The 9,827-nt window shown below is 72.5% G+C and carries 9 protein-coding genes; 5 read left to right on the top strand and 4 right to left on the bottom strand.

Features of this window, described 5'->3' with window-relative positions; genetic code table 11:
* Positions 1-20: 20 nt before the first annotated feature.
* Positions 21-1,457, bottom strand: a complete 1,437-nt coding sequence (locus G5C51_RS35885) for a diaminobutyrate--2-oxoglutarate transaminase family protein (protein WP_165244015.1) — start codon at positions 1,455-1,457, stop codon at positions 21-23.
* Positions 1,458-1,759: 302 nt separating this feature from the next.
* On the opposite strand from G5C51_RS35885, the gene G5C51_RS35880 reads away from it, so the two are divergent.
* Positions 1,760-2,920: a trypsin-like serine peptidase gene (locus G5C51_RS35880; RefSeq protein WP_165244014.1), complete on the top strand. Its 1,161-nt coding sequence runs from the start codon at positions 1,760-1,762 to the stop codon at positions 2,918-2,920.
* Positions 2,921-2,990: 70 nt separating this feature from the next.
* Here G5C51_RS35880 and recX read toward each other — a convergent pair whose 3' ends face one another.
* From recX to G5C51_RS35865, 3 genes are all read right to left on the bottom strand, one after another.
* Complete coding sequence (gene recX / locus G5C51_RS35875; protein ID WP_165244012.1) at positions 2,991-3,590, bottom strand: recombination regulator RecX; 600 nt, start codon at positions 3,588-3,590, stop codon at positions 2,991-2,993.
* Positions 3,591-3,593: 3 nt separating this feature from the next.
* Complete coding sequence (gene recA / locus G5C51_RS35870; protein ID WP_165244010.1) at positions 3,594-4,736, bottom strand: recombinase RecA; 1,143 nt, start codon at positions 4,734-4,736, stop codon at positions 3,594-3,596.
* A 242-nt stretch (positions 4,737-4,978) separates the two neighbouring features.
* Positions 4,979-5,269, bottom strand: coding sequence for a hypothetical protein (locus G5C51_RS35865; RefSeq protein WP_165244008.1), 291 nt, complete (start codon positions 5,267-5,269; stop codon positions 4,979-4,981).
* Between the two features lie 199 nt (positions 5,270-5,468).
* Between G5C51_RS35865 and miaA the strand changes: the two genes are divergently transcribed.
* The 4 genes from miaA to G5C51_RS35845 form a co-directional block, all read left to right on the top strand.
* Entirely contained in the window at positions 5,469-6,419 is a 951-nt protein-coding gene (gene miaA, locus G5C51_RS35860) for a tRNA (adenosine(37)-N6)-dimethylallyltransferase MiaA (RefSeq protein WP_165244006.1), read from the top strand.
* 120 nt (positions 6,420-6,539) lie between these two features.
* Positions 6,540-7,010, top strand: coding sequence for a hypothetical protein (locus G5C51_RS35855; protein WP_165244004.1), 471 nt, complete (start codon positions 6,540-6,542; stop codon positions 7,008-7,010).
* Between the two features lie 56 nt (positions 7,011-7,066).
* A complete protein-coding gene (dapF, locus tag G5C51_RS35850) occupies positions 7,067-7,918 on the top strand; it encodes a diaminopimelate epimerase (RefSeq protein WP_165244002.1) in 852 nt (283 codons plus the stop codon).
* A gap of 260 nt (positions 7,919-8,178) precedes the next feature.
* The coding region (locus G5C51_RS35845; RefSeq protein ID WP_165244000.1) for a RelA/SpoT family protein at positions 8,179-9,827 on the top strand (1,649 nt) is incomplete at its 3' end.

Below are 9,827 nucleotides of genomic sequence, written 5' to 3'. Positions count from 1 at the left end.
GGGTGGGGGCGGCCGGGCCGTCAGGAGTGGAGCGCGGGGCGGCTGCGCGGCACCGGGGACGGTGGGCCGTGCGCCTGGCGGCCGCCGGACGCCCACTCGTCCGTGCGCGGCGAGTCACCCCGCCGGAAGGCGCCCCGTTCCGCCGCCTCGATCGCGTCCGCGAGGCGCGACAGCACCGCCGACGCCTGTTCGTCCGTCAGCGTCAGCGGTGGCAGCAGGCGCAGCACCCCGCCGTCCCGGCCGCCCAGTTCCACGATCAGGCCGCGCGCCAGGCACTCCGCCTGCACCGCCGCCGCCAGCTCCGGGTCCGCCGGATACGGTGCCTTGCCGTCGCCGCCGGACGCCGGGTCGACCAGCTCGACGCCGATCATCAGGCCCCGGCCGCGTACGTCCCCGACACACGCATGCCGCTCCGCGAGCCCGCGCAGCTGCGTCAGCATCCGCGCGCCTAGGTCGGCGGCATGCCTGGCCAGGTCCTCTTCCCGTACGAACTTCAGCGTCGCGGCGCCCGCCGCCATCGCCAGCTGATTGCCGCGGAAGGTGCCGGCGTGGGCGCCCCGGGGCCAGACGTCGAGGTCCTGGTCGTAGACCACGACCGCCAGCGGCAGCGAGCCGCCGACCGCCTTCGAGAGCACCATCACGTCCGGGATCACGCCGCTGTGCTGCACGCCCCAGAAAGCTCCGGTGCGCCCCACACCCGTCTGCACCTCATCCGCGATCAACGGGATGCCGCGCGCGGCCGTCAGCTCCCGCATCCGGCGCAGCCAGGCGTCCGGCGCCGGCAGCACGCCGCCCTCGCCCTGCACCGGCTCGACGATCATCGCGGCGGGCGGCTCGACACCCCCGCGCGGGTCGTCGAGCAGGCTCTCCGTCCAGCGCGCGGCGAGCTGCGCGCCGCGGTCGCCGCCCACGCCGTACGGGCAGCGGTAGTCGTACGGATACGGCAGCCGTGTCACGCCCGCACCCGCGGCGGGCACGGCCGCGCCGCGCGCCCCGCTCGCGTCCAGCGCGCCCGCCGTCATGCCGTGATACGCCCCGGTGAAGGCGAGCAGCCCGCGCCGCCCCGTGGCCGCGCGGGTGAGCTTCAGCGCGGCCTCGACCGCGTCCGTGCCGGCCGGGCCGCAGAACTGCACCCGGGCCCGGTCCGCGAATCCGGCCGGCAGCGACCGGAACAGCTCCGTGGTGAAGGCGTCCTTGACCGGCGTGGCCAGATCGAGGACATGCAGCGGGGCGCCGGAGTCGAGGACGGAGCGGATGGCTTCGAGCACCACCGGGTGGTTGTGGCCGAGGGCGAGGCTGCCGGCGCCGGAGAGGCAGTCGAGATAGCGGCGGCCGTCGGCGCCCTCGATGGTCAGGCCGCGGGCGCGCACCGGGACGATGGGCAGCGAGCGGGCATAGGTGCGCGCCGTGGATTCGCGCGCCGACTGCCGGCGCAGGATCGCATCGCGCTCGGACAGCTCGTCGGCATTCCCAACTGCACCGGCTTCGGCTGCGTCTGCTGCGAGCACGGCCGCCCCCTCCGTCTTCTCCGGGCCACTGCCTCGTCGCGGGTGAGTCGGATGACGCCCGCCCCCGTACGTACCAACGACGCTCGCGGCGGCAGAACACGGGCGGGTGCCAAGATCCTTGGCACCCGCTGGCGGCGGTCCGGAACCGGTGGCCCCCTGCGAGCCGTCCACACCGTCACGGCATAGTTGTGTTCCGCATAAAGGCCACACGCCTGAAAGACATCCATGAATCCAATGGGGGAATCGATCCAATGCGCTTCATAGCCCGGCCCGCCCTGGCCGCGGCCGCCGTCGTATCCGCGCTCGCGCTGACGCTGAGCGCCTGCAACGAGGGCGGCGGCGACGACAACGCGGACGCCAAGCCGAGCGCCTCCGAGAAGAAGGGCAAGGAGGTGGGCGGCATCGAGTTGCCCGACGACCTGCCGACGTCGATGGAGGACCTCGACAAGTGGAAGGACGGCGGCTGGAAGCAGTGGGACCGGGACGACTGGCTGCGTGAGGCGCAGCAGTTCATCAATCCCATCATCGAGGACCTGTGGGACCCGGACCGGATGCGGGACGCGGAGCCCCCGGACAAGAACGTCGAAGAGGACGTGGCGGACGACCAGGGCGTAACGGACCCGGCACCGCAGGCGGTTCCGGCGCAGCAGGCCCGGACGCCCTACACGCGCACCACGCCCGGCGTCGGGAAGATCTTCTTCGACAGCCCGCAGGGGTCGATGGTCTGCTCCGGCACGGTGGTCGCGGACCCGGCGAACCCGGGGAAGTCCAACCTGGTGGCGACCGCGGGGCACTGCGTGCACGCGGGCCAGAAGGGCGGCTGGTTCCGCAATGTCGCCTTCGTGCCGTCGTACAACCCGCAGGGCAAGTCGGCGACGCAGCTGAAGGCCGAGCAGCCGACCGAGCAGGAGATCGCGCCGCAGGGCATCTGGTGGGCGACCCAGGCTCGCACCACCAACCAGTGGATCTCGCAGGGCAGGACCGAGGGCGGCGTCGGCGCGCCGTACGACTTCGCGGTGCTCAAGGTGAAGCCGAAGGACGGCCGGGCCAAGTCGCTGCAGGAGACGACCGGTTCCGCGACGCCGGTGTGGTGGGACGCGCCGAAGGTGTCCGAGGTCGGCGACACGACGGCGATGGGCTACCCGGCCGCGAAGCCGTACGACGGTGAGCGCTCGTTCTCGTGCACCGACGGCGTCGGCCGGCTGTCGATCCAGGCCAGCCAGCCGACGATGTACCGGATCGGCTGCACGATGACGGCCGGTTCGTCGGGCGGCGGCTGGTTCGCCGAGGACGGCGGCAAGCGGTCGCTGGTGTCGGTGACGTCCATCGGCCCGGTGACCGCCAACTGGCTGGCGGGACCGCGGCTGGGGCCGGAGGCGAAGAAGGTCTTCGACCAGGTGAGCGGCGGCTGATCCGCAGCGGATAAACGGCGGCGGCCCGTCCCGGGAGAACCGGGGCGGGCCGCCGCACTATGTCCGGGGGCTAGTCCTGGAGGTGCTCCAGCTCCTCCAGTTCCTCGCCCTCCGCTTCCAGCGCCTCGCGTACGACCCGCAGGGCCTGGCCCTGGTTGTAGCCCTTGCGGGCCAGCATGCCCGCCAGGCGGCGGAGGCGTTTGTCGCGGTCGAGGCCGCGGGTGGAGCGGAGCTTGCGGGCGACGAGCTCGCGGGCCATCTCGAGCTCCTGGTCGGAGTCGAGCTGCGCCACCGCCTCGTCGATCACCGCGGTGTCGACGCCCTTGGTGCGCAGCTCGCTCGCCAGGGCGCGGCGGGCGAGTCCGCGGCCGTGATGGCGGGACTCGACCCAGGCGCCCGCGAATTGGGCGTCATTGATCAGCCCGACCTCCTCGAAGCGGGAGAGCACCTCCTCCGCCACCTCATCCGGGATGTCGCGCTTGGCGAGGGCGTCGGCGAGCTGCTTGCGGGTACGGGGCGTGCCCGTGAGCAGGCGCAGGCAGATGGCCCGCGCCCGCTCGGCGGGATCGCGCTCGTCGGCAACCGGCCCGGCCCCGTCCGGGCCGTCCGCGTCCTGCGACGACTTCCGCCCGGCCCTCGACGAGCCGAAGCCACCGCGGCCGGCGTTCAAGGACTAACCCTTCGCCGCCGCGCCGGCCTTGGCCTTGGCGGTGGTCTTGGCGGCAGGAGCCGGGACCTTCTTCTCCGCCGCGGCGTCCGCAGCCGGTGCGGCAGTGGCAGCGGCGGCATCCGCGGCCGGCTCGGCCTCCGCCGCCTCCGGCTTGACGCCGACGCCCAGCTTTTCCTTGATCTTCCGCTCGATCTCGTTGGCGAGATCGGGGTTGTCCTTCAGGAAGTTGCGGGCGTTCTCCTTGCCCTGGCCGAGCTGGTCGCCCTCGTACGTGTACCAGGCGCCGGACTTGCGGACGAAGCCGTGCTCCACGCCCATGTCGATCAGACCGCCCTCGCGGCTGATGCCCTGGCCGTAGAGGATGTCGAACTCGGCCTGCTTGAAGGGCGGGGCCACCTTGTTCTTCACGACCTTGACGCGGGTGCGGTTGCCGACCGCGTCGGTGCCGTCCTTCAGGGTCTCGATGCGGCGGATGTCCAGCCGCACCGAGGCGTAGAACTTCAGCGCCCGGCCACCGGTGGTGGTCTCCGGGGAGCCGAACATCACGCCGATCTTCTCGCGCAGCTGGTTGATGAAGATCGCGGTGGTCTTCGACTGGTTGAGCGCGCTGGTGATCTTACGGAGCGCCTGGCTCATCAGCCGGGCCTGCAGACCCACATGCGAATCGCCCATCTCGCCCTCGATCTCCGCGCGCGGGACGAGCGCCGCGACGGAGTCGACCACGATCAGGTCGAGGGCGCCGGAGCGGACGAGCATGTCCGTGATCTCCAGGGCCTGCTCGCCGTTGTCCGGCTGGGAGAGGATCAGGGAGTCGATGTCGACGCCGAGCTTCTTCGCGTACTCGGGGTCGAGGGCGTGCTCGGCGTCGATGAACGCCACCGAGCCGCCGGCCTTCTGCGCGTTGGCCACGGCGTGCAGCGTGAGGGTCGTCTTACCGGAGGACTCCGGGCCGTACACCTCCACCACACGGCCGCGCGGGATGCCGCCGACGCCGAGGGCGATGTCGAGAGCGGTCGAGCCGGTGGGGATGATCTCGATGGGCTCATTGGGACGCTCACCGAGACGCATGACCGCGCCCTTGCCGAATTGCCGTTCAATCTGGGCGAGAGCGGCGTCCAGCGCCTTCTCGCGGTCACTTGCTGCCATGGGCTCCACCCGGGATGTCTGGTTCGATCGCTTCACGTCCACGACGCTAGCGCCTGCCACTGACAATGCGGCCGGACGCCGCCCCGACCTGTGGATAACCGCGGATCGCGGGCGGCCGGAGACCTCCATCTGAATGGATGTTCGATTTTGGTGTCAAGCGAAACCCGGATACCGGAACCCGCCTACCCGTAACGCCGGATACCCGGGTGCGCGCCCCACCGGCGCGCACCCAGCGACGCGCCTTACTTGCGCGCGCCCTCTCCGGACTCACTGTCGGGGGCGTCCTGCGGGGTCTGCTGCTGCGGGATGGTGCCCGCGCCGGTGTCGGCCTTGGCCGCGGCTTCGGTCTCCGCTTCCTCCGCCGGGGCCTGGTCACCCCCTTCGGCAGCGGCGCCGTCGGCCGCCTCCGTCGCCGCGGCGGCAGCAGCGTCGGCCCCCGCCTCCTCGGCGGGTGCGGCCGTCTGGGTGGCCGACGCCGCCTCATCGGTTGACGGGTTCTTCTTGCGGCGGAGAAGCGTGTCAAGAACGCCCATTATCACTCCATAGCTGACTCATGTGGGCGAAATTCCGCACCATCCGGAGCGTCTCATTGCGTCGCTCCGGCTATCGGTCCGCAAACCGGCGGTCGGAACCTCGCAACGCCAAACGACCCCGGGGGCGGCACGTCACGTCGCTCGTTCGTGGCCGGGCGCTGCGTGTCGCTGACTTTCCAGCCTTTGCGAGACTTACGGCGTGACCGCAGCCGCACCTCTCCCAGCCCCCGCACCGCAGGTCGTCGCCGTCGTCGGCGCCACCGCCGCCGGCAAGTCCGACCTCGGCGTCGCCCTCGCCCGCCACCTCGGCGGCGAGGTCGTCAACGCCGACTCCATGCAGCTCTACCGCGGGATGGACATCGGCACCGCCAAGCTGACGGAGGCCGAGCGGCAGGGGGTGCCGCATCACCTGCTCGACATCTGGGACGTGACCGAGGCCGCGAGCGTAGCCGAGTACCAGCGGCTCGCCCGCGCCGAGATCGACCGGCTGCTCGCCGCCGGAAAGACCCCCGTGCTGGTCGGCGGCTCCGGCCTGTACATCCGCGGCGCCATCGACACCCTCGACTTCCCCGGTACGGACCCGGCGGTACGCGCCCGCCTCGAGGCCGAGCTCGCCGACGCCGGCTCCGGCGTCCTGCACGCGCGCCTGGCCGCCGCCGACCCGGACGCCGCGCGCACCATCCTGCCGAGCAACGGCCGCCGCATCGTCCGCGCCCTCGAGGTCATCGAGATCACCGGGCGGCCGTTCACCGCCAACCTCCCCACCCACGAGTCGGTCTACGACGCCGTCCAGATCGGCGTCGAGGTCCCCCGCCCCGAGCTCGACGAGCGGATCGCGCTCCGGGTCGACCGGATGTGGGAGGCGGGGCTCGTGGACGAGGTGCGCACCCTCGAGGGCAAGGGGCTGCGCGAGGGCCGTACGGCGTCCAGGGCGCTCGGCTATCAGCAGGTGCTCGCGTTCCTCGCCGGCGAGTGCACGGAGCAGGAGGCGCGCGACGAGACCGTGCGCGCCACCAAGCGCTTCGCGCGGCGCCAGGACTCGTGGTTCCGCCGGGACCCGCGGGTGCACTGGCTGAGCGGTGCGAGCGCCGGTCAGGAGAGGCTCGAGGGACAGGCGCGAGCCCTGCTCGAACGACCGGTCACAGGCTGATCACGTGATGGCATCGGGACGTCCCCGTGGTGCTTGAGGGGTTCCGGGGCGTGCCATCATCAATGCGAATCGAGCCGTATTCGATCGGTACCGCCGGAGGTTGAGGGAGGGCATGTGGCAATGGAGGCCGGCCCTCGTGACACCCGTCGGAAGCCGGAGCCGCAGGAGCTGCCTGCGGCTGACGAGCTGACGCCCGGCGGTCTCGCCGCGGATGGTCCCGACGAGGACGAGCAGGCGGCAGCGGCAGAAGGCGGCGAGTCCTTCCGCGAGCTGCGCCCGCCGAAGCTGCTGCGCTTCTGGCAGCTCGCCCCGATCGTCGTGCTGGCGGTCCTCGGCTCGCTGATGTTCGCCTTCCCGCTCGCCTTCGAGTTCGGGGACAGCGGCGCGGTCGTGGCGATGCTCGGCCTGCTGATCACCTGCTGCGCCGGCGGCTGGGCGATGATGGCGGCCCGCAGGGTCGGTTACGTGCTGCCCGGGCTGCCGCCGAAGGGGTCGGGACGCAAGGCCGACTGGCGGATCGTGGCGCTGTATCTCGGGCTGGTCGCGGTGCTGGCGGCGCTCGCCGTCTGGCGCGTGGCCCGGCTTCGCTGAGGGCCGTACGAGCCGCGGCGCGGCCGTTGTCGGCGCCGCCCCGTACGATTGATCGCGTGAACGCGCTGCACTTCCTCAAGGGCCACGGCACCGAGAACGACTTCGTGATCGTTCCGGACGCCGAGGGCGTCATCGAGCTGTCCGCCGCCGACGTCGCCAAGCTGTGCGACCGGCGGGCCGGGATCGGTGGTGACGGGCTGCTGCGCGTCGTGCGGTCCGCGGCGCACCCGGAGGCCCGGGAGATGGCGGCCGAGGCCGAGTGGTTCATGGACTATCGCAACAGCGACGGCAGCGTCGCGGAGATGTGCGGCAATGGCAGCCGCGTCTTCGCCCTCTATCTGCGGCGCGCGGGCCTCGTGGAGGCCGGCGACCTGGCCATCGCCACCCGCGCCGGGATCCGGCGGGTGCACCTGGCCAAGGACGGCGATGTCACGGTCGGGATGGGCGCCGCCCGGCTCATCGACGGCGACGTCACCGTCAGCGTCGGCGACCGCTCCTGGCCCGCCCGGCACGTCAATATGGGCAACCCGCACGCGGTCGCCTTCATCGACGACCTCGACGAGGCGGGCGACCTCTTCCGCGCGCCCGGCGTGGCCCCTGCGGGGGCGTATCCCGACGGTGTGAACGTGGAGTTCGTGGTCGACCGCGGCCCCCGGCATGTGGCCATGCGGGTGCATGAGCGCGGCTCCGGCGAGACCCGCTCCTGCGGCACCGGCGCCTGCGCGGTCGCGGTGGCCAGCGCGCGGCGGGACGGCGTGGACCCGGCCGTTACGGGCCGGCCGGAGACGTACACGGTGGATGTGCCCGGCGGCCGGCTGGTGATCACCGAGCACCCGGACGGGGCCGTGGAGATGACCGGACCCGCGGTGATCGTGGCGGAGGGCCGTACCGAGGACGGCTGGCTCTGAGCGCGGCCGAGGGCCGCTGAGCGCCACTGCGCGCCGCTGAGGACCTCACTACGCAGCTCGCAGCGTCAAAAACGGCCAGCACACCCCCAAACCCGGTGGCAATTCGCTCGATTAGGTGATCCGGCGCACTCTCGGCGAGAGCGGCGTCGCGCTCCGTGATGGGCTCGGTAGCATCAAGCACCGGTTCGGCAGGTCCTGGACGACACAGCACGGACTGCCCAGGGCGACGCTGCCACCGGTTGACCTGCCGGAGGTGCCTGTTGAGCGCAGAGGTTGGCCCGGTCCCGGAATCCTCGGGAGACCCCGCGGGCGGGGCTGTTCCCCGCCGCCGGCCCAGACTCGACCTGCGCCGACTCGGCCGCGTCGCACTGCTGTCGGCGGCCGCCGCCCCGCGCGGCCGGGTGCCGGACGCGCTGGAGCATGTGGCGAAGGCGCACCGCGCCTATTTCCCGGACGCCGACCTCGACACCCTCAGCCGCGCGTACCTGCTCGCCGAGCTCTCCCACCGCGGCCAGATGCGCAAGTCCGGCGAGCCGTACATCACCCACCCCCTCGCGGTCACCCTGATCCTCGCCGAACTCGGCGCCGAGACCACCACCTTGACCGCCTCCCTCCTCCACGACACGGTCGAGGACACCGACGTGACCCTCGTCCAAGTCCGGGAGGAATTCGGCGAGGAGGTCTGCTATCTCGTCGACGGCGTCACCAAGCTGGAGAAGGTCGACTACGGCGCGGCCGCCGAGCCGGAGACCTTCCGCAAGATGCTCGTCGCCACCGGCAGCGACGTCCGCGTGATGTCGATCAAACTCGCCGACCGGCTGCACAACATGCGCACCCTCGGCGTGATGCGCCCCGAGAAGCAGGCCCGGATCGCCCGCGTCACCCGCGACGTCCTCATCCCGCTCGCCGAGCGCCTCGGCGTGCAGACGGTGAAGACCGAGCTGGAGGACCTGGTCTTCGCGATCCTGCACCCCGAGGACTACGCCGCCACCCGCGAGCGGCTGCTGGAGCACGCCGCCCGCCCCGACCCGCTCCAGGACACGGCGGAGGAGCTGCGCGGCATCCTCGGCGAGGCCCGTATCGCCGCGCAGGTGCAGCTCCGGCCGCGGCATGTCGTCTCCGTGCACCGCGTCCGGCTGAAACGTGCGGGGCAGGGCGAGCACGGCGAGCTGCGGCAGAGCGACTTCGCGCGGCTGCTGGTGCTGGTCGAGGAGCCCGCCGACTGTTACGCCGTGCTGGGCGAGCTGCACACCTGCTTCACGCCGGTGGTGTCGGAGTTCAAGGACTTCATCGCCGCGCCGAAGTTCAACCTCTATCAGTCGCTGCACACCGCCGTCGTCGACGAGCGCGGCCATGTCGTCGAAGTCCTCGTCCGTACGCGCCAGATGCACCGCATCGCCGAGGCCGGCGTCATCGCCCTGGACAACCCCCTCGCCCGGCCCGCCGGCAGCGGCGTCGGCGACTGGCTGACCCGGCTGCTGGACTGGCAGCGGGCCACCCCCGACCCGGACACCTTCTGGTCCACGCTGCGCGACGACCTCGCGGCCGAGCGGGAGATCACCATTTACGGCGACCGCACCGGGCCGCTCGGCCTCGCCGCGGGCGCCACCTGCGTCGACGCCGCGTACGCCCGCTACGGCGAGGCCGCCCACGCCTGCGTCGGCGCGCGGGTGAACGGCCGCCTCGTCAGCCTCGGCACGGTGCTGCGCGACGGCGACACCCTGGACCTGCTGCTCGCCCAGGACAGCTCCTCCGCCCCCGCGCCCGAGTGGCTCGACCACGCGCAGACCCCGGCGGCCCGGATCGCGATCACCCGCTGGCTCACCGAGCACCCGCCGGAGGCCGAGCGCGAGCCCGACGGCGGCGCCACCGGCCGGCCCCCGCAGGCCGAGGCCCGAGGGGGCAGGGG

It is taken from the genome of Streptomyces coryli, from assembly GCF_011044975.1.
GTDB classification, from domain to species: domain Bacteria; phylum Actinomycetota; class Actinomycetes; order Streptomycetales; family Streptomycetaceae; genus Streptomyces; species Streptomyces coryli.
This window is presented reverse-complemented; position numbering and strand designations above follow the sequence as displayed.

What these genes read in the sequence shown, in the direction of transcription:
- G5C51_RS35880 (WP_165244014.1), top strand. Translation starts at nt 1,760, where the DNA reads ATGCGCTTCATAGCCCGGCCCGCCCTGGCCGCGGCCGCCGTCGTATCC.
- recA (WP_165244010.1), bottom strand. Translation starts at nt 4,736, where the DNA reads ATGGCAGCAAGTGACCGCGAGAAGGCGCTGGACGCCGCTCTCGCCCAG.
- G5C51_RS35865 (WP_165244008.1), bottom strand. Translation starts at nt 5,269, where the DNA reads ATGGGCGTTCTTGACACGCTTCTCCGCCGCAAGAAGAACCCGTCAACC.
- G5C51_RS35855 (WP_165244004.1), top strand. Translation starts at nt 6,540, where the DNA reads ATGGAGGCCGGCCCTCGTGACACCCGTCGGAAGCCGGAGCCGCAGGAG.